Source organism: Pseudomonas sp. GL_135, from assembly GCF_057834665.1.
On record NZ_CM174408.1, the window covers coordinates 928,083 to 951,249 of the forward strand.

A 23,167-nucleotide genomic window follows, 5' to 3' on the forward strand; every position below is an offset into this window, starting at 1 on the left:
CCCGCCCAGGGCAGGGAAGTCTGTGAATAGGGGCTGAGATCAGCACTCGATGATGTTCACGGCCAGCCCGCCACGGGCTGTTTCCTTGTATTTGCTTTTCATGTCGGCGCCGGTCTGGCGCATGGTGCGGATCACTTTATCCAGCGAGACAAAATGCTGGCCGTCGCCGCGCAAGGCCATGCGGACCGCGTTGATGGCCTTCACCGAACCCATGGCGTTGCGTTCAATGCATGGCACTTGAACCAGGCCTCCAATCGGGTCGCAGGTCAGACCGAGGTTGTGTTCCATGCCGATTTCAGCAGCGTTTTCCACTTGTTGAACGTTGCCGCCCAACACTTCGCACAGCGCACCGGCGGCCATGGAGCAGGCCACGCCGACTTCGCCCTGACAGCCGACTTCGGCGCCTGAGATCGACGCGTTCTCTTTATAGAGAATGCCGATGGCCGCCGCCGTGAGCAGGAAACGCACGACCCCGTCCTCGTTCGCCCCGGTGATGAAGCGTGTGTAGTAATGCAGCACGGCCGGGATGATCCCTGCTGCGCCGTTGGTGGGCGCGGTGACCACACGGCCGCCGTTGGCGTTTTCTTCATTGACCGCCAACGCGTATAGATTGACCCAGTCGAGCACCGACAACGCATCGCGCAGCGCGGCTTCCGGGTTTTTGCACAACTGGCGATGCAGTGCCGCCGCACGCCGTTTGACCTTCAGGCCACCCGGCAAAATGCCTTCGTTGCGGCAACCCGCTTCGACGCAGTCCTGCATGACCTGCCAGATGTGCAACAGGCCCTGACGGGTTTCGGCTTCGGGGCGCCACGCGGCTTCGTTCGCCAGCATGATCTGGCTGATGGAAAGACCGCTGGCGGTGCAATGCAGCATCAGATCCCGTGCGGTTTTGAAGGGATACACCAGAGGCGTCTGGTCTTCCACGATGCGATCCGCGCCAGCCGCGTCCTCATCGACCACGAAGCCGCCGCCAACGGAGTAGTACTCGCGGCTGCGGACCTGTATGCCAGAGGCGTCGAAGGCACGGAAAATCATGCCGTTGGGGTGGTAGGCCAAGGGCTTGCGAATCATCGCCAGGTGATGCTTTTCGATGAATTCGATGCTGTGCTGGCCGAGCAGGTTCAGGCGTTCACTGCTGCGTATCTGCTGCAGGCGAGCATCAACGGTTTCGGTGTCGACGGTGTCCGGGTGCTCACCTTCAAGGCCCAGTAAAACAGCCTTGTCGCTGCCGTGGCCTTTGCCGGTAGCACCGAGGGAACCGTAGAGCTCGACTTTGACGCAGATGATGGTTTCCAGCAGGCCATCGCGCTGCAAGCCTTCGGCAAAACGCGCCGCCGCTCGCATCGGGCCCACCGTGTGGGAACTGGAGGGACCAATGCCGATCTTGAACAGGTCAAATACGCTCAGCGACATGATGGGGTTCCGGGAAGTGAAGCAGTAACAAGCAGCATGCTACAAGCCGCAAGTAAAAGCTGATCGGCTTTCACTTGTAGCTTGCGGCTTGAAGCTCGTGGCTGGGTTAAGCGTAGTCTTCGATCGACGGGCAGGCGCAGACCAGATTGCGGTCGCCGAACACGTTGTCGACGCGACCGACCGGCGGCCAGTATTTGCCTTCGATCAACGACGCCACCGGGTAAACAGCCTGCTCGCGGCTGTACGGGTGGCTCCATTCGCCCACCAGTTCAGCGGCGGTGTGCGGCGCGTTTTTCAGCGGGTTGTCGTCCTTGTCCAGCACGCCGCTTTCGACCGCGCGGATTTCTTCGCGGATCTTGATCATCGCGTCGCAGAAGCGGTCCAGCTCCTCTTTCGATTCGCTTTCGGTCGGCTCGATCATCAACGTCCCCGCGACCGGGAAAGACATGGTCGGTGCGTGGAAACCGAAGTCGATCAGACGCTTGGCGACGTCATCAACGCTGATGCCGCTGGTTTCTTTCAGGGGGCGCAGGTCGAGAATGCATTCGTGGGCGACCAGGCCGTTGCTGCCGGTGTAGAGCACGGGGTAGTGCTCTTCCAGGCGACGGGAGATGTAGTTGGCATTGAGGATCGCCAACTGCGAGGCGCGCTTGAGGCCTTCGCCGCCCATCATGCGGATGTACATCCAGGTGATCGGCAAAATGCTCGCGCTGCCGAACGGCGCCGCGCAGACCGCGCCTTCCTTGCGTTCCATTCGGGCGTGACCCGGCATGAACGCCGCCAGGTGTGATTTGACGCCGATCGGGCCAACGCCCGGGCCGCCGCCGCCGTGGGGGATGCAGAAGGTTTTGTGCAGATTGAGGTGCGACACGTCGCCGCCGAACTTGCCCGGTGCGCAGAGGCCGACCATGGCGTTCATGTTGGCGCCGTCGATGTACACCTGGCCGCCGTTGTCATGAACGATGCCGCAGATTTCGCGGATGCCTTCTTCGAACACGCCGTGGGTCGACGGGTAGGTGATCATCAGGGCAGCGAGGTGTTCGCGGTGCTCGATGGCCTTGGCGCGCAGGTCTTCGATGTCGACGTTGCCGCGTGCATCGCAGGCGGTCACGACCACGCGCATGCCGGCCATGTTGGCGGTCGCCGGGTTGGTGCCGTGGGCAGAGGACGGAATCAGGCAGATGTCGCGACGCTCATCGCCACGGCTCTGGTGGTAAGCGCGGATCGCCAGCAGACCGGCATACTCGCCCTGGGAGCCAGCGTTCGGCTGCAGGGAGATCGCGTCGTAACCGGTGGCGGCACAGAGCATCGCTTCCAGTTCGTCGGTCAGTTGCTGATAACCGGCGCTTTGTTCGGCCGGGGCGAAAGGGTGCAGGTTGCCGAATTCAGCCCAGGTCACCGGGATCATTTCGCTGGCGGCGTTGAGTTTCATGGTGCACGAGCCCAGCGGGATCATCGTGCGGTCCAGCGCCAGATCTTTGTCCGCCAGGCGACGCAGGTAGCGCATCAGCTCGGTTTCGGAGTGGTAACGGTTGAACACCGGGTGGCTGAGGATCGCCGACTGGCGCTTCAGCTCGGCAGGCAGGCGCGCTTCGACGCTGTCTGCCAGCGCGGCGAAATCAGGCAGGGCCTGGCCTTCTGCCGCGAAGAGGGACCACAGCACTTCGACGTCGGCTTGCTTTGTAGTTTCGTCCAGGGAAACGCCCAGACGCTCAGCGTCTACTTCACGCAGGTTGATTTCGTGTGCGCGGGCCTTGGCGTGCAGATCGGCCGTTTTGGCGCCGGTGTTCAGGGTGATGCTGTCAAAGAAGAACGACTGCTCGGCCTTCTGGCCCAGCTGGCTCAGGCCCTCGGCGAAAATCGCGGTCAGGTGATGCACGCGATTGGCGATGCGGATCAGGCCGCACGGACCGTGGTACACGGCGTACATGCTGGCGATGTTGGCGAGCAGCACCTGCGCGGTGCAGATGTTGCTGGTGGCCTTCTCGCGACGAATGTGTTGCTCGCGGGTTTGCATGGCCAGACGCAGGGCGGTTTTGCCGAAGCGGTCAATGGACACACCGACCAGTCGCCCGGGCATGTCGCGCTTGTAGGCGTCGCGGGTGGAGAAGTAGGCCGCGTGCGGACCACCGAAACCCAGCGGCACGCCGAAGCGTTGCGCGCTGCCGATGGCCACGTCTGCGCCAAACTCGCCCGGTGGGGTGAGCAGGGTCAGGGCCAGCAGGTCGGCTGCCACGGCGACCAAGGCATTGGCGGCATGGAAGCGCTCGACCAGTTCGCGGTAGTCGAACACGTCGCCATTGCTGGCAGGGTATTGCAGCAGCGCGCCGAAGAACGCGCTGACATCGGTCAGTTGAGACTCATCCGCGACGACCACTTCAATGCCCAGCGGCTCGGCGCGGGTTTGCAGCACATCGAGGGTTTGCGGGTGGCAATGGGCGGAGGCGAAGAACTTGTTGCTGCTCTTGTTCTTGCTCAGGCGTTTGCAGAAGGTCATGGCTTCGGCGGCGGCGGTGGCTTCGTCGAGCAGTGAGGCGTTGGCGATCGGCAGGCCGGTCAGGTCGCTGATCAGGGTCTGGAAGTTCAGCAGCGACTCCAGACGGCCTTGGGAAATCTCCGGCTGATACGGTGTGTAAGCGGTGTACCAGGCCGGGTTTTCCAGCAGGTTGCGCAGAATCGGCGCTGGGGTGTGGGTGTTGTAGTAACCCTGGCCGATGTAGGTTTTAAACAGCTGATTCTTGCCGGCGATGGCTTTGATGTCGGCCAGTGCGTCGGCTTCGCTTTGCCCGGCGGACAGGCCGAGAACGCTGGTGCCTTTGATGGATTCAGGGATGACGCTGGCGGTCAGCGCGTCGAGGGAGTCATAGCCCAGGGTGGTGAGCATGGCTTTTTCATCAGCGGCACGCGGGCCGATGTGGCGGGCGATGAACTCGTTGGCGGTGCTCAATTCAATACGGTCAGTCATTGCGCGCTCCTCAGGCTTCGGCGTTGGCTTTGATCAGACGATCATAGGCGTCTTGAGTCAGCAGTTGGCCGACAGCATCGGGATTGGAAGGAATAAAGCGAAAGAACCAGCCTTGGCCGAGCGGGTCTTCGTTGACCAGTTCGGGGTTGGCGTCCAGCGCGGGATTGGTTTCGACAACTTCACCGTCCAGGGGCATGTACACGCCGCTGGCAGCTTTGACCGATTCGACGGTGGCAGCTTCAGCACCTTTGTCGTAGGCCTGCAGCTCCGGCAGTTGCACGAAAACCACGTCACCCAGTGCGTCCTGCGCGAAGGCGGTGATGCCGACTGTGACGCTGCCGTCAGTTTCGGCGCGCAGCCACTCGTGGTCTTCGGTAAAACGCAACTCGCTCATGAACTCTCCCCAGATGGTAAATCGCCCGTTATGCCCGGGCGTGATGGGGGAGTGCATAGCAAGTTTGCGGCCAAGGTCGGGAGGGGCGCGTAAACGTTGGGCGGTGGCGGTTTAAATGGTTTGGAATTCGACACTTGCTGGAACGAAATCGATACGCAGCTTTGAGGCTTGAGCAGGATTTCGCCACAGCGGCGTTATAAGCCGCTGAGTGTGTGCTCTGGAATGCTTTCAATACAGTGTTGCGGTATCGTTACGGCAGTAATGCGCTGAATTTCATGCAGGTACACGGATTGGTGGGAGCGAGCATGCTCGCAAATAGCCCAGCTCTCGCGCTAGATCTTCAGCGGCTGGAATATTGCCTTCGTGAGCAAGCTCACTCCCACACGTTTCGCGGAACGGCTGAGATTCCAAGCCGAACCCCATCCTGTGGGAGCGGGCTTGCTCGCGAAGAGGCAGTTACATTCGCTGAGTTTTAAGCGGGACACTGTCTTCGCGAGCAAGCTCCCTCCCATCTTCCTTGGGCTCTTTAGCCTTTCCCCGGAATCCCGTACTTGCGCAGCCGGTGCGCGATTGCGGTGTGGGATGTCTGTAGCCGCGCGGCCAGTTGCCGGGTCGATGGGTATTGGCTGTAGAGCTTCTCCAGCAGGGACCTCTCAAAATCCTCGACCGCACCTTCGAGGCTTTCTACTTCGCCATCACTGCCCCTCGCTACCGACGTGCCGGCAATGTCGAGGTCGCCGATGTCGACCAGCGAACTGTCGCAGATGGCCGCCGCGCGGAAGATCACGTTCTGCAACTGGCGCACGTTGCCCGGCCAGCGATTGCCAAGGAGGGCAGGGTAGGTGGTCGGGGCGAGGCGGCAGACCGGTCGCTGAATCTGCGTGCAGGCCTGCTCCATGAAATAGCGCGCCAGCATCAGGATGTCCTGACCGCGTTCACGCAGCGGTGGCACGTCCAGATTAAGCACGTTCAGGCGATAGAACAGGTCTTCGCGAAAGGTGCCCTCGGCGACCATTTTCTCCAGGTCGCGGTGGGTGGCGCTCAAGATGCGCACGTTGACCTGCACTTCCTTGTCGCCGCCAACACGCCGAAAGCTGCCGTCATTGAGAAAGCGCAGCAGTTTGGCCTGCAGATACGGCGACATCTCGCCGATCTCGTCGAGAAACACGGTGCCTTTGTTGGCAAGCTCCATCAGCCCCGGTTTGCCGCCCCGCTGCGCACCGGTGAAGGCGCCGGGGGCGTAACCGAACAGTTCGCTTTCGGCGAGGTTCTCCGGCAATGCCGCACAGTTCAGGGCGAGAAAAGGCGCTCCGTTGCGCGCGCTGACGGCATGGCAGGCCCGCGCCACCAATTCCTTGCCCGTACCGGTTTCGCCCTGAATCAGCAGTGGCGCATCCAGTGCCGCGACCCGTTGCGCCCGCGCCTTGAGGGTGCGTATAGGCGCAGAATCGCCCAGCAACGCGTCGAAGCCTTCAGCGTGATCGTGGTGCAGTGCTGACAGGCGCTCACCGATTCGGCTCGGTTGATAAAGGGTCAGCAATGCGCCCGCGTCGGTGATCGGCGTCGCGTCGAGCAGCAAGGCCTCTCCGTTCAGCGTGACTTCCCGCAGTGGGAGGCGAAAGCCGTTTTCCAGCAGCGCCGATTGCAGGCCCGCATCGGAAAACAGCTCGCCAATCGACTCGCCCGCCGGTTCCCGGCCGTACAGCGCAACCAGCGCCGGGTTTGCCAGCAACACATGGCCGGCACTGTCGAGGGCGAGCACCGGGTCGGTCATCGCTGCCAGCAAGGCGTCAAGCTGCAGGTGACGGCGCTGACCGGGAAGAATGTCGACCACCGTGATCGCTTCCACGCCGCGCACGCGAAACAGCCGGTCCTTGAGTTCTTCAAGCACGTCATGGCTCAGCGTAGGCGCGTCGATATAGACGTTGGGCGGCACCATTTCCACTGCATCGAGGTTCAGGTTGCGCGCGCCGAGAATGGCCAGCACTTCCTGGGTGATGCCGACGCGATCAATGAACGTGACGTGAATGCGCATGGGGAAGGAAAGGGTTCGCGGGAGTGAGGGGGGCGATTATGCCAGTAATCTCATTAGCCATCCCGAGACCCTGAAAGCGCGCTGGCTATTCCAGATGCTCCGGCTTTACCGGGTCACCGGATTTCATGTCGAGCTTGTGACGGATGTCTTCGAACATCTGGTCGTATTCACCGTGCATCGCGTGCAGGTCAGTGGTTTTTGGCAGGCCATGCTTTTCGAGTCTGCGGGACGCTTCGCTGGCGAAGTTGTAGGCTTTGTCCTTGGGCAGTTCGAACGTTTCATTGACCGGCTGGCCACTGACGTCGCCTTCCAGGGTGAACTGCATGCCCGGCCCCGAGTCGATCTGGCTGACTTCGTAGCGGATGTGAAGGTCGTAGCCGACGTCGTGGGGTTGCACTGCGGGGTGGACGATGTGCAGATGGCCTGGCTCGAACATGGCGGTGGCTCCTGGGAAGGTGAATGGACCTAAAGGGACAGACCCATAGGACCGCCTCGGGTTCAGGTTCATATGCCGAGTGCTATCGGTCAAACCGGCTTCAGCCGGGAAAGCGTCAGACGTCACGCCTCAGAATAGAGGGTGTTCAAACCGGCCTCTTACCGGATAAAGCCGGTCCTACACCTCGCTTTTTTCCGGTTGAAGGCGCGAAGGCTCGGGCCGTGACCAGATCCACAGATTGACCAGCACCATGCCGGCCACCGCGAAGTAGATCCACCAATTGTGTTTCAGCAACACCAGCATCATGACCGCGCAGATCAGCATGGTGACCGTGGCGCTGATTTTGGCCCTGCGCGCAATCATCTTGCCGTTCCGCCAGTTGCTCAACATCGGTCCGAACAACCGGTGGTTTTCCAGCCAGGCGCTTAAACGCGGCGAGCTACGAGTGGCCGCCCAAGCCGCCAGCAGAATGAATTCGGTGGTGGGCAGGCCAGGAATGAAAATCGCGATGATGCCGATGGTCAGGCTCACGTAGGCGAGAATGCCAAACAGGATGCGGGACAGTTTGCTGCCAGGTGGAGTACGGGTCATGGTCTCGGTAATGCAGAGTGAGCAGGTGCTGCGGGATTTTCACGTCCCGCAAAGGCGCTCAGCTTATCAGTGCCGGGCGCAAAAGGCCCGGCGTCAGGCGGGTTCGGCTTGAGACGTTGTTGCATAGGTGTGTTGCAGCAGAACGTTGAAGCGTTCGAAGGCCGCCACTGCGCCACGGTCTATCTCACGCTCTTGTTCGGCGTTGAACGGCAGATCGTCAATGATCCGGATAAAGCGTTTCCAGCCTTCGGCGCGACCGCCCGCCGGTTCGCCCAGATGTCGGGCGCCGAAGGTCTCGCTGAGGTTCAAGTCCACGGCGCGCTTGATCAAAAACGCTGCGCCCAGCTTCGAGCCTTCCGACACGAACAGCCAGCCCAGCGCCTCGGCAAGGCTGGGCCCATTGACGGCGCCGGCGACCGGAGCAGGGATGGCAGCCTGAAGATCAATCAGATCGGCTTTGGCTTGTTCGGCGCGGCATCGATCCGGCAGGTCGGCAATCAGCTCGATCAACTGCGGGTGCGTGTACAGCGTTTTCAGCTCTTCCTGAAACAGGTATTGGGCGCTGAGGAATCGGCTGTAGCTGGCCAGTGTTTCGAACGGCGCGTTGGCCTTCACTGCCTTGTCCAGTTGTTCATGGGGGGCATGGGTGATCTGGTTCAGTCGTTGCGAGCGACGAATCGAGTTGTCGGTCATGGGGTCTTCCTTGGAAATGAGGCGTTTGTTAACAAGACGAACGAGCGTCGCAGGCGCGTAAAAAGCCACGTTCCTGCGACGGGGATCGGTCAGATGTCCCACACCACGTTCACGGCGAAATTGCGGCCGGGCTGGGTCAGACGGTCGAGGTTGGCGGGAGCAGTGGCGCCTGCTTCGCCGACGTTGTCGTAGCCGCGCACGTCGTCCCACAGCCAGTATTTTTTGTCCGCGAGGTTGTACAGGCCACCGCTGACCGTGACGTCGTTGGTGACTTTGTAATAGCCCGTCAGATCGACGAGGCCAAAGCCCGGCGTCTTGAACCGGGTGGCACCGTCGGGGGCGTAGTAGTTGCTGGTGTCGACCCGCGTCTTGCGCTTGACCAGCGTCCAGTTCAGCACGCCGCCGTAGTTGTTCTGGTCATAACCCAGCCCGACTACGCCGGTGAGCGGATTGATGCTATTGAGGGGCTGGCCGGTGTCGTTGTTGCGGCCGTACAGATAGGCCAGCGAGCCTCGGGTGTAGAGGCCTTCGGGTGCGCCGAAGCTGTCCAGGTTCAAGCGACCCTTGAGCTCGACGCCCTTGATCGTGGCGTGCTTGATGTTGTTGGACTGGAAGGTCGTGGTGGTGGCGTTGGCTGGAATCACTGCGTCCTCATTAATGAAGTCGCGATACGTGTTGTAGAACACCGCCAGATCAAACGTGCCTTCGTCGAAGTGACCGCGCAGCCCGGTTTCGTAGCTCTTGCTGGTCTCCGGGTTCAGGTCGGGATTGGGCTCGACGGCGTAATTGCCCCGGGTGTTTTCGAAGCGGCCATACATGGCTTTGGCGCTCGGCGTGCGGAAACCCTCGGCGTATTGGCCGTACCAGGTGTAGGCGTCGTTGAACGCATAGGTCAGCCCCAGCTTGGGTAACAGGCGATGCCATTTTTTCGTGCTGTCGTCGAACTCGCTCTTGTTTTTCAGGTTGACGCTTTTGAGGAATGAATCTGTGGCGTTTGGTTCTAGCGTGGTGTAGTCGTAGCGGGCGCCGGGCATGAAGGTCCAGTCGCCCCACTTGATCTGATCCTGAGCGAACAGCGCGTAGGTGGTGATCGTCGGGTTCGGGAAGTCATTGGTGGGTGCCACGATGTCGTTCGCGCTGGCACTGACTGCGCCGAGGGTGCGGCAGGTCCCGACGACCGACGCACAGGTGGCTGATCCTGTCCGCAGTCCTGTCACCTTCTGTTGCTTGAGGGTCGTGCCGTACGTCAGCAAGTGCTGGGTGTCGCCAAGGTCGAACGCTTTATCCAGCTGTGCGTCGAGGATCCACTGGCGTTCCTTGTAGTGGGTGTCGCGGGTGCGCCAGACATCTCGCAAAACCGCCCCGCTTCTGGGGTTAGAGGGAAGATACCTTTCAAGCGTATTTTGATCGGTCTTGGCAATCTGGTAGTTCACGCTCCACTTGGCGTTGTCAGCCAACACGCTGTCCAGCGCAAAGCTGTTTTCCAGGCCAAACCGCTCTCGGGTGATAACGTCGTTTCCTTCGCGTGAACCGTAGTAGCCGAAGCCAACACCGGCATTGAAAGGCCCACCCACCACACTCTTCTGATTCGTATGCGTGTCGTCCTTGTACTTCTCGTACGTGAACGCCAGACGATCATTGTTGCCGTAGTTCCAACCCAGCTTGGCCAGCACATTCGTTGCGCGTGCGTCTTCCGGGTTGGCCGCCGTCCGGGACAGCCCTGTGCCGCCATGCTCACCGTAGGACTCGGTCTCGTGGCCGTTACGTTGACTGACGTGCAGCAAACCGTCGACATCTCCCACGCGTCCGGCAACCGTGGATGAATTCAGCCAGCTGTTGTCCGCCGAGCTGTAGCCGGTTTTCAGGCGGGCGCCGACGTCCTTGCCCGGCTTGATGATGTCCTCGGGGTCGAGGGTGTAATAGCTCACGGCACCGCCGATGGCGCTGCTCCCATACAGCGCCGACGCAGGCCCGCGCAGGATCTCGACGCGCTTGATGATCTCCGGATCAACGTAATTGCGATGGGTGTTGGCGAAAGGACCCTGGAAGAAGTTGTCCGGCACTTCGACGCCATCTACCTGCGTCAGGATCCGATCGCCGTCGATGCCGCGAATGTTGTAGCCGCTGGTGCCCGCACGTTGGCCGGCCCCGCCCACGGAGACCCCCGGCTCGTCGCGTACCAGGTCGCGGATGCTGTTGACGTTGCGCCGATCCAGCGTTGCGCGGTCCTGCACGGTCACTGTACCGGGCACCGATTCCACCGACTGCGCGTGACGTGTGGCACTGACCGTAATCTGCTCGATTTCCAGCGCATTGCCCTGTTCCGCAGCAGCAATGGCGGGACTGTGCAGAGTTGCGGCGATAACGGCGATCGTCAGCAACGAAAGCCCCAGGGGGTGGGTGGGTGTCGGCGAGGCGGGCGGCGCGGGGTTGAAACTGGACAGCATGGATAGCGCTCCCTGTCGTGCGGGTCGTCATAGTTGTTGCGAGATGATTCAAATAGGAATCAGTTGCATTGGCTATGACTAGACGTACGGGCCGCGGCTATCGCGTAAAAATAATTTCGGTCAGTTTCAGATCTTCAGGTTTAACGCAATGGCACTGCAGTTTTGTCGGTACATCAACCGGCGCTATGTTTTCTTCCGCGCCGCCAGCACCGCAGCTGCATCGAATACCGGTTGCGAGTGCCACACGGCCTCGGCGCTGGCAAACGCTTCGCGGTGGGCGGGATCGGCGTCGAGCCATTCCAGAAAGCGCGCGTGTGTTGCAACATCGGCGATTTCCAGCTCGATCAGCCAGGTCAGGGCCTGGTCCATCGTCTCGGCAGCGCGCACTGCATTGGCCTTAGCGCGGCGGGGTGATTGAGCGTCCGTCAAGCAGCGTCCTCGGGTCCACGGTTTGGCCGGCAGTGTAGCGTCACTCTGTAGCACCAGCTGACGATTCTTGCCGGCGAAGCTCAGTGATCCAGACGCGCGGCCACACTCAGGCAAACCGTCATGATCAGCTTCAATTCTTTTTGCACGGTGCTGGTGGACACGCCCAGTTGCTCGGCGATTTCCAGATAACTCGCGCCGTGAAGTCGACTGAGGTTAAAGATTTTCTGCTGCCGCGGCGACAGGGTTTCCAGGCTTGCGCTAAGACTTTCCAGCAGACGGTTGGCGTGGGCGGCATCCTCCAGTGAGGTGTCGGGGGCGACGACATTATGGATATCGCTGAGGGGCGCATCGTCAATGATGGTGCGCGCGTGAACGCGCCTTGCGCGCAGATGATCCAGGGCCAGATTGCGCGCGGTCTGGAAGACGAAGGGTTCGAGGTGTTCGATGGCCCGCTCGGCGAGTGCACGGGTGACCCGCAGGTAGGTTTCCTGGAGCAGGTCTTCGGCGGTGGTGTGGCTACGGACCATGCGCTGAAGCGTGCGCAACAGCATGGTTCGCCGGGCTAGAAAGACAGCATTGAAGTGCGACTGAGTCACGGGGACACCCGACCAGAATTCAGCAGATGATAATGCTTATCATCTAGAGGTCAGGTCAAGGCAGGGATTTGCACAGATTGTAAAGGCGTTGTCCGGGGACGGTAGCCATTACTGAAGGAGGGAGTTTGATCGCGAAGAGCTTGGAAAGTCCGCTGACTCTTCAGCGGCGTGCATTCCTTCTTCGCGAGCAAGCTCGCTCCTACACAGGATGATCCCGTTACTTACTTACTCGGCGTTCATCAACGCCAGGCAGTTATCCAGCATGCGGTTGGAGAAGCCCCATTCGTTGTCGTACCACGCCAGCACCTTCAGCAGGCGACCGCTGACCTTGGTGTGGTTCGCGTCGAAGATGGACGACAGCGGGTTGTGATTGAAGTCGTGGGAAACCAGCGGCAGGGTGTTGTAGCCGAGGATTTTCGAATGCTGAGCCGCTTCTTTCATGATCGCGTTGACCTCTTCGGCCGTCGCATCGCGCTTGAGCTGAATGGTCAGGTCCACCAGCGAAACGTTGATCACCGGCACACGCACGGCCATGCCGGTCAGCTTGCCCGCCAGTTCCGGCAGCACCAGGCCGACCGCTTCAGCAGCGCCCGTCTTGCTCGGAATCATCGACTGGGTAGCCGAACGCGCGCGGTACGGGTCAGTGTGGTAGACGTCGATCAGGTTCTGGTCGTTGGTGTAGGCGTGGATGGTGGTCATCAGACCGCTCTCGATGCCCAACTCACGGTTCAACACCTGGGCAACCGGCGCCAGGCAGTTGGTGGTGCAGGAGGCGTTGGAAATGACCTGATGGGACTGGCGCAGCACGTCATGGTTGACGCCGTAGACGATCGTCGCATCGGCGCCTTTGGCCGGAGCCGAGATAATCACTTTTTTGGCGCCGGCAGTGATGTGGGCAGCAGCCTTGGTGCGGTCGGTGAACAGACCGGTGCATTCGAACACCACGTCGATGTTCAGGGATTTCCACGGCAGCTCGGCCGGGTTGCGAATGGCGCTGACCGAAATTCGGTCACCATTGACGGTCAGACTTTCCTGATCGTGCTCGACGGTACCGTCGAACGGCCCGTGCACCGTGTCGAATTTCAGCAGGTGGGCGTTGATCTCGCTGTCGCCCAAGTCGTTGATGGCGACGACTTGCAGGTCCTGACGGTAGCCTTGGGTATAGAGTGCGCGTAGGACGTTGCGGCCGATTCGGCCAAAGCCATTGATTGCGATGCGGAGAGTCATACACCCGTCCTCAGGAATTTGTTGTTGGAATTACAAGATTATTCTCATAAAAATAGAAAACAACCCCTTTTAGTGGCAGTATTTTGTTTTATCTACAAATAGAAACCCGTCTGGCCGTCACAACTGGCTGAAAATCAAGCGCTTGCCGCCGCTCTCGTCTGAGCCCGGAATGATCGCAGCCTGGTGAAAGCGCCTGAACGAGTGACCACATCGCTAGCCTGGAGTCCATGACATGCATCCCCGCGTCCTTGAGGTAACCGAACGGCTGATTGCTCGCAGCCGTGAAACCCGTCAACGCTACCTGCAATTGATCCGGGGTGCGGCGAGCGACGGGCCGATGCGCGGCAAGCTGCAATGTGCCAACTTCGCCCACGGCGTTGCGGCATGTGGTCCCGAAGACAAGAACAGCCTGCGCATGATGAATGCGGCCAACATCGCCATTGTCTCTTCCTACAACGACATGCTCTCGGCCCACCAGCCGTACGAACACTTCCCCGAACAGATCAAAAAAGCGCTGCGCGAAATCGGCTCGGTGGGGCAGTTTGCCGGTGGCGTTCCGGCCATGTGCGACGGCGTCACCCAAGGTGAGCCTGGCATGGAGCTGAGTATCGCCAGCCGAGAAGTCATTGCGATGGCAACAGCGGTGGCGTTGTCCCACAACATGTTCGACGGCGCGCTGATGTTGGGCATCTGCGACAAGATCGTTCCGGGTCTGCTGATGGGCTCGCTGCGCTTCGGTCATTTGCCGACGATTTTTGTGCCGGGCGGGCCGATGGTGTCGGGCATCTCCAACAAAGAGAAAGCCGACGTGCGTCAGCGCTACGCCGAAGGCAAGGCGACGCGCGAAGAGCTGCTGGATTCGGAAATGAAGTCCTACCACGGTCCGGGCACCTGCACGTTCTACGGCACGGCGAACACCAACCAGCTGATCATGGAAGTCATGGGTCTGCATCTTCCGGGTGCCTCTTTCGTCAATCCCTACACACCGCTACGCGATGCCCTGACACGCGAGGCGGCGTTCCAGGTCACGCGTCTGACCAAACAAAGCGGCGACTTCATCCCTCTCGGAGAGATTGTGGACGAACGTTCGCTGGTCAACTCGATTGTTGCCCTGCACGCGACGGGCGGTTCCACCAACCACACCCTGCACATGCCGGCGATTGCCCAGTGCGCGGGCATTCAGCTGACCTGGCAGGACATGGCCGACCTGTCGGAAGTCGTACCGACCCTGTCCCACGTCTACCCGAACGGCAAAGCCGACATCAACCACTTCCAGGCCGCCGGCGGCATGTCCTTCCTGATTCGTGAACTGCTCGACGCGGGCCTGATGCACGAAGACGTCAACACAGTGATGGGCCGTGGTCTGCGTCGCTACACCCAGGAGCCGTTCCTTGAAGAAGGCACACTGGTGTGGCGCGATGGCCCAATCGAAAGCCTCGACGAAAACGTCCTGCGCCCCATCGCGCGTCCGTTCTCGGCTGAGGGTGGCCTGCGGGTCATGGAAGGCAACCTGGGGCGTGGCGTGATGAAAGTTTCTGCCGTTGCGCTGGAGCATCAGATCGTCGAAGCGCCCGCAAAAGTATTCGAAGACCAGCAGGATCTCGCCGACGCCTTCAAGGCCGGTGAGCTGGAATGCGATTTTGTGGCGGTCATGCGCTTCCAGGGGCCGCGCTCCAACGGCATGCCGGAGCTGCACAAGATGACGCCGTTTCTGGGCGTGCTGCAGGACCGTGGCTTCAAAGTGGCGCTGATTACTGACGGGCGCATGTCCGGCGCCTCCGGGAAAATCCCGGCGGCGATCCACGTTTGCCCCGAGGCCTCCGACGGCGGACCGCTGGCGTTGGTGCGTGATGGGGATCTCATTCGTGTCGATGGCGTGAAAGGAACGTTGCAAGTTCTGGTCGAACCGGCAGAATTGGCCGCCAGAGAGCCGGCGATCGGTCGCTTGTCCCATAACGTGGGCAGCGGCCGCGAACTGTTCGGCTTCATGCGTATGGCCTTCAGCTCGGCAGAGAAGGGCGCCAGCGCCTTTACTTCGAATCTGGAGACGCTCAAGTGACATTGGCGATGGTGGGTGATATCGGCGGCACAAATGCGCGGTTTGCCATTTGGGAAGACGAGCAGTTGCATTCGATCCGCGTGTTCGCGACGGTCGATTACGCCAGTCCTGAAAAGGCCCTGACGGTCTATTTGCAGGACCTGGAATTGCAGCGCGGTGATGTCACCTCCATCTGCCTCGCCGTGGCCGGGCCGGTGACCGGCGACGATTTTCACTTCACCAACAGCCACTGGAAGATCAACCGGCAGGCATTCTGCGCCGAGCTGAAGATCGACCACCTGATCTTGGTCAACGACTTCACCGCCATGGCGCTGGGCATGACCCGCCTGAAGGACGACGAGTACCTGACCGTGCGTCATGGCAAGGGCGATCCTCGCGGCGCGCGGGTGGTGATCGGGCCTGGAACCGGGCTCGGTGTCGGTACGTTGATCCGCAGCGGCGAAGCGCGTTGGACTGCGGTGCCGGGCGAGGGCGGTCACGTTGATCTGCCGATCGGTACCCCTCGCGAAGCCCTGCTGTGGATGCGGTTGATGGCGACCCATGAGCATGTCAGCGCCGAGACCATTCTGAGTGGCGCCGGACTGTTGCTGCTGTATCAAGTCAGCTGCGGGCTGGACGAGATCGAGCCGGAACTCAAATCCCCGGCGGCCATCACTTCGGCGGCGCTCAAGGGCGATCCGGTCGCCAGCGCGGTGCTCGAGCAGTTCTGCGTGTTCCTCGGTCGCGTGGCGGGCAATAACGTACTGACTGTCGGCGGACGCGGCGGCGTGTATATTGCCGGTGGCGTGATCCCGCGCTTCGTTGATTTCTTCATGCAGAGCGGCTTCAACAAGGCGTTCGCCGAGAAGGGCTTGATGAAGGATTACTTCAATGACGTGCCGGTCTGGCTGGTCACTGCCGAATACCCTGGCCTGATGGGCGCGGGCGTAGCGCTGGATCAATATGCGGCGAGCGCTAGCGGCAAGCTATAAGCTGCAAGCTGCAAGCTGCAAGCTGCAAGTTGCAAGCAAAGACCGCGTACGTCTCGCTGGCCGCTTTGAGCTTGAAGCTTGAAGCTGCCTTACCCACCATTGCTCACAAGGACGACCATGTGAACGCTGTCAGTAAATCGATTCTGGTGGTCGACGATGACGAGGAGATTTGCGAGTTGCTGCAAGCCTACCTGAGCCGATCCGGTTTTCAGGTGCGCACGGTCGGCGATGGGGCGGAGTTTCGTCAGGCGTTCAACGAAGAGGCCAGCGACCTGCTGATTCTCGACGTCATGCTCCCCGATGAAGACGGCTTCAGCCTGTGTCGCTGGGTCAGGCAGCATCCGCGTCAGCCGCATATTCCCATCATCATGCTCACCGCCAGCTCCGACGAGGCTGATCGCGTCATTGGTCTGGAGCTCGGCGCCGATGACTACATGGCCAAACCCTTCAGCCCCCGTGAGCTTCAGGCCCGGATCAAAGCCCTGTTGCGCCGTGCCCAATTCGGCCAGGAACGCAGCGGCGGTGAAGTGCTGGTGTTCGATGAATGGCGGCTGGACATGGTCAGTCATCGTCTGTTTCACAACGACGGCGAGGAGGTGATTTTGTCCGGCGCCGATTTCGCGCTGCTCAAGCTGTTCCTCGACAACCCCCAACAGATTCTCGATCGCGACACCATCGGCAACGCCACCCGTGGCCGTGAGCTGATGCCGCTGGAGCGCATCGTCGACATGGCGGTGAGCCGCCTGCGTCAGCGTTTGCGTGACACCGGCAAGGCGCCGCGATTGATCCGCACCGTGCGAGGCAGCGGTTATCTGCTGGCAGCCAATGTGCTGCCGCAAGCCGGCAACGGCTACTAGCCCTTGATGGTGGTCGACAGGAAACGTCGCTTGCCGGTGCCTCGCTCGCTGCTCGGGCGCATGTTGCTGCTGACCTTGCTCGCCGTGCTGCTGGCGCAAACCCTGTCCAGCCTGATCTGGCTCTCGCAATTGCGCGCGACGCAAATGGAAGGCCTGGTCACCAGTGCCCGCAGCCTGGGTTTTTCCATGGCGGCAAGCGTGAGTTACTTCCGCTCGCTGCCTGTCGCGTTTCGGCCGCTGGTACTCGATCAACTGCGCAGCATGGGCGGCACGCGTTTCTTCGTTTCACTTAATGACCGCCCGCTGGAAATGCAGGTGCTTGAGCCCACCGTGCGCAAGACAGCGGTCATCGATGTGGTCGGTCAGGTGTTGCGGCAGAACCTTGGCGCCGACCCGGATATCCTCGTGCGCTTCGTGCGTCCCGAAGACCTGCGCATTTTCAACAGCGGCCTCAGGCTCGATGAGCTGCCACGCTCGTGGGCTCATTACGCGCTGACCCTCGAACCGGTGAATCCGCCCGTGCTGGTGACGCAGATCGAGCTGTCGCCTGGCGAATGGCTGTACATCGCCTCGCTGCTGCCTGAGCCCTACACCATGCTCGAAGCCGAAGGTCTGCCTTCTCAGCAGGTCTGGTTCATTGCGCTGACCAGTCTCTTTCTGCTGGTCTTCATCGGCCTGCTGGTGCACTGGCAGAGCGGCCCGCTCAAGCGTCTGGCTCATGCTGCGCGGGATCTGTCGCTGGGTGCCGACGTCGAGCCGGTGGTGGAGGGCGGCGGCAGTGAAGTGGTGGAGGTGACGCGGGCGTTCAACACCATGCGCGATCGCATCAGCCGTTACCTGACCGAGCGCGGCCAGTTGTTCAGCGCGATTTCTCACGACTTGCGCACGCCGATCACCCGCTTGCGGCTACGCGTTGAACTGCTCGAAGACGAACAGATGCAGGCTAAATTCACCCGTGACCTGGACGAGTTGGAGCTGCTGGTAAAAGGCGCGTTGCAGTGCGTGAAGGACACCGATATTCACGAGAATATCGAGCCGGTTGACCTCAACCACGCGCTGGATTGCCTGATCGAACCCTATCTCGCCCCTGATGGCGCGGGCCGTGTCACGTTGCAGGGCAAGGCGATGTCGATGTACTACGGCAAGCCTCTGGCGCTGCGTCGCTGCATGGGCAACCTGATCGATAACGCGATCAAGTACGGCGACCGCGCGCACCTGTTCGTCGAAGACGACGCCGACGCGTTCATTCTGCACGTCGAAGACGAAGGCCCGGGCGTACCGGAACAGCGGCTGGAGCAGGTCTTCGAGCCGCACTTCCGGCTGGCCGGCAAACACCAGCAGGGCTACGGACTAGGGCTCGGAATTGCGCGCAACATTGCCCATAGCCATGGCGGCGAAGTAACGTTGCGGAACATGCGCGAAGGCGGGTTGCGGGTCACGCTGTATCTGCCGCGTGGTGTGGAGTAATTCGGCCCCTTTCTTGAATGTCACAGCTCTGTGACATTTGCGCATCCCTTCGTTACCGTCCGCTCTAACCCCTTGGTTAGAATCCACGCAGCGCAAGCGCCACGACTTGCTCATGCATAACAACAAGAAAGGTCAGATATGAATTCGATTTCCCGTCTCGCTGCACTTATTTCCCTCGCCTCGTTGTTCCCTCTGAGCGCCATGGCGGCTGATGCCAAAGGCACCGTCGAAGTTGTGCACTGGTGGACGTCCGGTGGCGAAAAAGCCGCTGTCGATGTGCTCCGCGCGCAAGTTGAAAAAGACGGTTTCACCTGGAAAGACGGCGCTGTCGCAGGCGGCGGCGGTGCAACTGCAATGACCGTGCTAAAGAGCCGCGCCGTTGCTGGCAACCCGCCTGGCGTTGCCCAAATCAAAGGCCCGGACATTCAGGAATGGGCGTCCACTGGCCTGCTTGATACCGATGTGCTGAAAAACGTCTCCAAAGAGGAGAAGTGGGACAGCCTGCTGGACAAGAAAGTCTCCGATACCGTGAAGTACGACGGTGATTACGTGGCCGTGCCGGTGAACATCCACCGCGTCAACTGGCTGTGGATCAACCCGGAAGTCTTCAAGAAAGCCGGTATCGAAAAAGCCCCTACCACCCTCGAAGAATTCTACGCAGCGGGCGACAAGCTCAAAGCGGCAGGCTTCATCCCTCTGGCCCACGGTGGCCAACCCTGGCAGGACAGCACCGTTTTTGAAGCCGTCGTTCTCTCTGTCATGGGCGCCGATGGTTACAAGAAGGCACTGGTCGACCTCGACAACGCTGCGCTGACCGGCCCTGAAATGGTCAAGTCGCTGACCGAGCTGAAGAAGGTCGCCACCTACATGGATGCCGACGGCAAAGGCCAGGACTGGAACCTGGAAGCCGCCAAAGTCATCAACGGCAAGGCCGGCATGCAGATCATGGGTGACTGGGCCAAGAGCGAATGGACCGCCGCCAAGAAAGTCGCCGGCAAGGACTACGAGTGCGTAGCGTTCCCGGGCACCGACAAGGCGTTCACCTATAACATCGACTCCCTGGCTGTTTTCAAGCAGAAGGATGCGGGTACTGCTGCGGGTCAGCAGGACATCGCCAAGGTCGTGCTGGGTGAAAACTTCCAGAAAGTCTTCAGCATCAACAAAGGCTCGATCCCTGTTCGCAACGACATGCTGGCTGACATGGGCAAGTACGGTTTCGACTCGTGCGCCCAGACCGCTGCCAAGGACTTCCTGGCTGACGCCAAAACCGGCGGCCTGCAACCAAGCATGGCGCACAACATGGCCACCACACTGGCCGTGCAAGGCGCGTTCTTTGACGTCGTGACCAACTTCATCAACGACCCGAAAGCCGATCCGGCCGACGCGGCGAAGAAGCTGGGCGCTGCGATCAAGTCTGCCAAATAAAGGCCAGCGACTAGCGGCAAGCTGCAAGTCTCAAGCTGATCGATGATTGGCTTCTGACTTGCAGCTTGAGGCTTGCGACTTGCGGCCGCTTTCACTTCTTATTGGATTTTCACCATGAGTTCTGTTGCTGTGTTCAGCAAAGCCTCGCCGTTCGATGCACTGCAGCGCTGGCTACCCAAACTGGTGCTGGCGCCCAGCATGTTCATCGTATTGGTGGGCTTCTACGGCTATATCCTGTGGACGTTCGTTCTGTCGTTCACTAACTCGACTTTCCTGCCGACCTACAAATTTGTGGGTCTGGCGCAATACGCGCGGTTGTTCGACAACGACCGCTGGTGGGTAGCCAGCAAAAACCTCGCGGTGTTCGGTGGCATGTTCATCGGCATCAGCATGGTGGTTGGCGTGCTGCTGGCAGTCTTTCTGGATCAGCGCATCCGCCGCGAAGGTTTCATCCGCACCATCTACCTGTACCCGATGGCGCTCTCGATGATCGTCACCGGTACGGCCTGGAAATGGTTGCTCAACCCGGGCATGGGCCTGGACAAACTGCTGCGTGACTGGGGCTGGGAAGGCTTTCGCCTGGACTGGCTGATCGACCCGGACCGCGTTGTGTACTGCTTGGTGATCGCTGCGGTATGGCAGGCGTCAGGCTTCATCATGGCGATGTTCCTGGCGGGCCTTCGCGGTGTCGATCAGTCGATCATCCGTGCTGCGCAGATCGACGGCGCGAGCATGCCGAAAATCTACTGGAAGGTCGTGCTGCCAAGCCTGCGTCCGGTGTTCTTCAGTGCGGTCATGATCCTGGCGCACATCGCCATCAAGAGCTTCGACCTGGTAGCAGCCATGACGGCCGGTGGCCCGGGCTACTCGTCCGACTTGCCCGCGATGTTCATGTACTCGTTCACCTTCAGCCGTGGCCAGATGGGCATGGGTTCCGCCAGTGCGATTCTGATGCTCGGCGCAATTCTCGCCATCCTTGTGCCTTATCTGTATTCCGAGCTGAGGGCCAAGCGCAATGACTAGTCTCGTCAACAAGCCTGCCCTCAGCCTGAGCCGCGTCGCCATATATGCGGTGCTGATCGTGGCGGTGTTCATTTATCTGGTGCCGTTGGTGGTCATGCTGCTGACCAGCTTCAAGTCGCCGGAAGACATCGGCAGCGGCAACCTGCTCAGCTGGCCGACCGAAGTGACCGCCATCGGCTGGATCAAAGCCTGGGCGACGGTGAAGGGCTACTTCTGGAACTCGTTCCTGATCACCGTTCCCGCGGTGCTGATCTCTACCACCATTGGTGCGCTGAACGGCTACGTACTGTCGATGTGGCGCTTCCGCGGTTCGCAGTTGTTCTTTGGTCTGCTGCTGTTCGGTTGCTTTCTGCCGTTCCAGACCGTCCTGCTGCCGGCGTCTTTCACCCTCGGCAAAATGGGCCTGGCCAGCACCACCACAGGTCTCGTGTTCGTCCACGTCGTTTACGGTCTGGCGTTCACCACGCTGTTCTTCCGTAACTATTACGTGAGTATTCCGGACGCTCTGGTGAAAGCGGCACGATTGGACGGTGCGGGCTTCTTCACCATCTTCCGTCGGATCATTCTGCCGATGTCGACGCCGATCATCATGGTCTGCCTGATCTGGCAGTTCACCCAGATCTGGAACGACTTCCTGTTCGGCGTGGTGTTCTCCAGTGGTGATTCGCAGCCGATCACGGTCGCGCTGAACAACCTGGTCAACACCAGCACCGGCGTCAAGGAATACAACGTTGATATGGCGGCGGCGATGATCGCCGGTCTGCCGACCCTGCTGGTCTACGTGGTCGCAGGCAAGTATTTCGTGCGCGGGCTCACGGCCGGCGCAGTCAAGGGGTAATCATGGCAACGCTTGAACTACGCAATGTAAACAAGACTTACGGGGCCGGTCTGCCGGACACCCTGAAGAACATCGAGCTCTCGATCAAAGAAGGCGAGTTCCTGATTCTGGTCGGTCCTTCGGGCTGCGGTAAGTCGACCCTGATGAACTGCATCGCTGGCCTGGAAAACATTACCGGCGGCGCGATCATGATTGGTGATCAGGACGTCAGCGGCATGAGCCCGAAGGATCGTGACATCGCAATGGTGTTCCAGTCCTACGCGCTGTATCCGACCATGAGCGTGCGCGAAAACATCGAGTTCGGGCTGAAGATTCGCAAGATGAATCAGGCTGATATCGACGCCGAAGTGGCGCGGGTCGCCAAGCTGCTGCAGATCGAGCACCTGCTCAACCGCAAGCCGGGGCAATTGTCCGGTGGTCAGCAACAGCGTGTGGCCATGGGCCGGGCACTGGCCCGTCGTCCGAAGATCTACCTGTTCGACGAGCCGCTTTCCAACCTCGACGCCAAGCTTCGCGTCGAGATGCGGACCGAAATGAAACTGATGCACCAGCGCTTGAAGACCACCACGGTCTACGTGACCCACGACCAGATCGAAGCGATGACCCTGGGCGACAAGGTGGCGGTCATGAAGGACGGCATCATTCAGCAGTTCGGCACGCCCAAGCAGATCTACAACGACCCGGCCAACCTGTTCGTGGCGAGCTTCATCGGCTCGCCGCCCATGAATTTCATCCCGCTGCGTCTGCAACGCAAGGACGGTCGCCTCGTCGCGTTGCTCGACAGCGGTCAGGCCCGTTGCGAACTGCCGATGAGCATGAACGACGCCGGCCTTGAAGACCGTGAGGTGATTCTGGGCCTGCGTCCCGAGCAGATTGTGCTAGCGTCCGGTGATGCTGCAGGTCTGCCGACCATTCGCGCCGAAGTCCAGGTGACGGAGCCGACTGGCCCGGATACGCTGGTATTCGTTACCCTCAACGAGAGCAAGGTCTGCTGCCGTCTGGCTCCGGATATTGCACCTGCTGTGGGCGAGACCTTGACGCTGCAGTTCGATCCGGCGAAGGTTCTGCTGTTCGACGCCAAAACCGGCGAGCGCCTTGGCGTGTTGGCACCGAGTCAGTCGGTGGAGAACATGGGGAATGTCACGCGGCTCAACCGCAACTGATCCCGACGTGCAGGAGCACTGCACAAACGAGCACCTGTGGCGGGTGGATGTCTGCCGTACAAAACCCGTCATGCACACGATGTACGTGGTTACAACGCTGTTCAAAAGCTAATAACAATAAAACGAGGATCCAAG

At 60.5% G+C, this 23,167-nt stretch carries 19 protein-coding genes; 8 read left to right on the forward strand and 11 right to left on the reverse strand.

What is annotated here, in order from left to right:
* Positions 1-39 precede the first annotated feature (39 nt).
* The 11 genes from AC3ISG_RS04205 to gap form a co-directional block, all read right to left on the reverse strand.
* Complete coding sequence (locus AC3ISG_RS04205) at positions 40-1,416, reverse strand: L-serine ammonia-lyase (protein ID WP_122535873.1); 1,377 nt, start codon at positions 1,414-1,416, stop codon at positions 40-42.
* Positions 1,417-1,522: 106 nt separating this feature from the next.
* Complete coding sequence (gene gcvP, locus AC3ISG_RS04210) at positions 1,523-4,381, reverse strand: aminomethyl-transferring glycine dehydrogenase (protein WP_489298581.1); 2,859 nt, start codon at positions 4,379-4,381, stop codon at positions 1,523-1,525.
* A 10-nt stretch (positions 4,382-4,391) separates the two neighbouring features.
* On the reverse strand, positions 4,392-4,775 hold the full coding sequence (gene gcvH / locus AC3ISG_RS04215; RefSeq protein ID WP_122622516.1) for a glycine cleavage system protein GcvH: 384 nt from the start codon (positions 4,773-4,775) through the stop codon (positions 4,392-4,394).
* Positions 4,776-5,301: 526 nt separating this feature from the next.
* Positions 5,302-6,810, reverse strand: coding sequence for a sigma-54-dependent transcriptional regulator (locus AC3ISG_RS04220; RefSeq protein ID WP_272630272.1), 1,509 nt, complete (start codon positions 6,808-6,810; stop codon positions 5,302-5,304).
* A gap of 85 nt (positions 6,811-6,895) precedes the next feature.
* On the reverse strand, positions 6,896-7,246 hold the full coding sequence (locus AC3ISG_RS04225) for a DUF5064 family protein (protein ID WP_122535878.1): 351 nt from the start codon (positions 7,244-7,246) through the stop codon (positions 6,896-6,898).
* 177 nt (positions 7,247-7,423) lie between these two features.
* Positions 7,424-7,837 carry a YbaN family protein gene (locus AC3ISG_RS04230; protein WP_489298583.1) on the reverse strand — a complete coding sequence of 138 codons (414 nt, stop codon included), beginning with the start codon at positions 7,835-7,837 and terminating at the stop codon, positions 7,424-7,426.
* 93 nt (positions 7,838-7,930) lie between these two features.
* Complete coding sequence (locus AC3ISG_RS04235; protein WP_489298584.1) at positions 7,931-8,530, reverse strand: biliverdin-producing heme oxygenase; 600 nt, start codon at positions 8,528-8,530, stop codon at positions 7,931-7,933.
* Between the two features lie 89 nt (positions 8,531-8,619).
* A complete protein-coding gene (locus AC3ISG_RS04240; RefSeq protein ID WP_489298585.1) occupies positions 8,620-10,977 on the reverse strand; it encodes a TonB-dependent hemoglobin/transferrin/lactoferrin family receptor in 2,358 nt (785 codons plus the stop codon).
* A gap of 183 nt (positions 10,978-11,160) precedes the next feature.
* Positions 11,161-11,406 carry a FecR/PupR family sigma factor regulator gene (locus AC3ISG_RS04245; RefSeq protein ID WP_489298586.1) on the reverse strand — a complete coding sequence of 82 codons (246 nt, stop codon included), beginning with the start codon at positions 11,404-11,406 and terminating at the stop codon, positions 11,161-11,163.
* An 80-nt stretch (positions 11,407-11,486) separates the two neighbouring features.
* Complete coding sequence (locus AC3ISG_RS04250; protein ID WP_485617657.1) at positions 11,487-12,002, reverse strand: RNA polymerase sigma factor; 516 nt, start codon at positions 12,000-12,002, stop codon at positions 11,487-11,489.
* A 225-nt stretch (positions 12,003-12,227) separates the two neighbouring features.
* Positions 12,228-13,229 carry a type I glyceraldehyde-3-phosphate dehydrogenase gene (gene gap, locus AC3ISG_RS04255; RefSeq protein ID WP_172609614.1) on the reverse strand — a complete coding sequence of 334 codons (1,002 nt, stop codon included), beginning with the start codon at positions 13,227-13,229 and terminating at the stop codon, positions 12,228-12,230.
* 232 nt (positions 13,230-13,461) lie between these two features.
* Here gap and edd point away from each other — a divergent pair, with 232 nt between their 5' ends.
* The 8 genes from edd (at position 13,462) to AC3ISG_RS04295 (ending at position 23,032) form a co-directional block, all read left to right on the forward strand.
* Positions 13,462-15,288, forward strand: coding sequence for a phosphogluconate dehydratase (edd, locus tag AC3ISG_RS04260; protein WP_122535885.1), 1,827 nt, complete (start codon positions 13,462-13,464; stop codon positions 15,286-15,288).
* Entirely contained in the window at positions 15,285-16,259 is a 975-nt protein-coding gene (locus tag AC3ISG_RS04265) for a glucokinase (RefSeq protein ID WP_489298587.1), read from the forward strand. The genes edd and AC3ISG_RS04265 overlap by 4 nt, the downstream gene beginning before the upstream one ends.
* Before the next feature lie 119 nt (positions 16,260-16,378).
* Positions 16,379-17,116 carry a response regulator gene (locus AC3ISG_RS04270; protein ID WP_122622508.1) on the forward strand — a complete coding sequence of 246 codons (738 nt, stop codon included), beginning with the start codon at positions 16,379-16,381 and terminating at the stop codon, positions 17,114-17,116.
* Positions 17,117-17,122: 6 nt separating this feature from the next.
* Positions 17,123-18,583, forward strand: a complete 1,461-nt coding sequence (locus tag AC3ISG_RS04275; protein WP_489299454.1) for an ATP-binding protein — start codon at positions 17,123-17,125, stop codon at positions 18,581-18,583.
* A 138-nt stretch (positions 18,584-18,721) separates the two neighbouring features.
* On the forward strand, positions 18,722-20,008 hold the full coding sequence (locus AC3ISG_RS04280) for an ABC transporter substrate-binding protein (protein ID WP_122535890.1): 1,287 nt from the start codon (positions 18,722-18,724) through the stop codon (positions 20,006-20,008).
* A 114-nt stretch (positions 20,009-20,122) separates the two neighbouring features.
* Positions 20,123-21,031: a carbohydrate ABC transporter permease gene (locus AC3ISG_RS04285; RefSeq protein WP_037014845.1), complete on the forward strand. Its 909-nt coding sequence runs from the start codon at positions 20,123-20,125 to the stop codon at positions 21,029-21,031.
* Positions 21,024-21,869: a carbohydrate ABC transporter permease gene (locus tag AC3ISG_RS04290; RefSeq protein ID WP_122622506.1), complete on the forward strand. Its 846-nt coding sequence runs from the start codon at positions 21,024-21,026 to the stop codon at positions 21,867-21,869. The genes AC3ISG_RS04285 and AC3ISG_RS04290 overlap by 8 nt, the downstream gene beginning before the upstream one ends.
* 2 nt (positions 21,870-21,871) lie before the next feature.
* Positions 21,872-23,032: an ABC transporter ATP-binding protein gene (locus tag AC3ISG_RS04295; protein WP_122535892.1), complete on the forward strand. Its 1,161-nt coding sequence runs from the start codon at positions 21,872-21,874 to the stop codon at positions 23,030-23,032.
* The last annotated feature ends 135 nt before the right edge of the window (positions 23,033-23,167 follow it).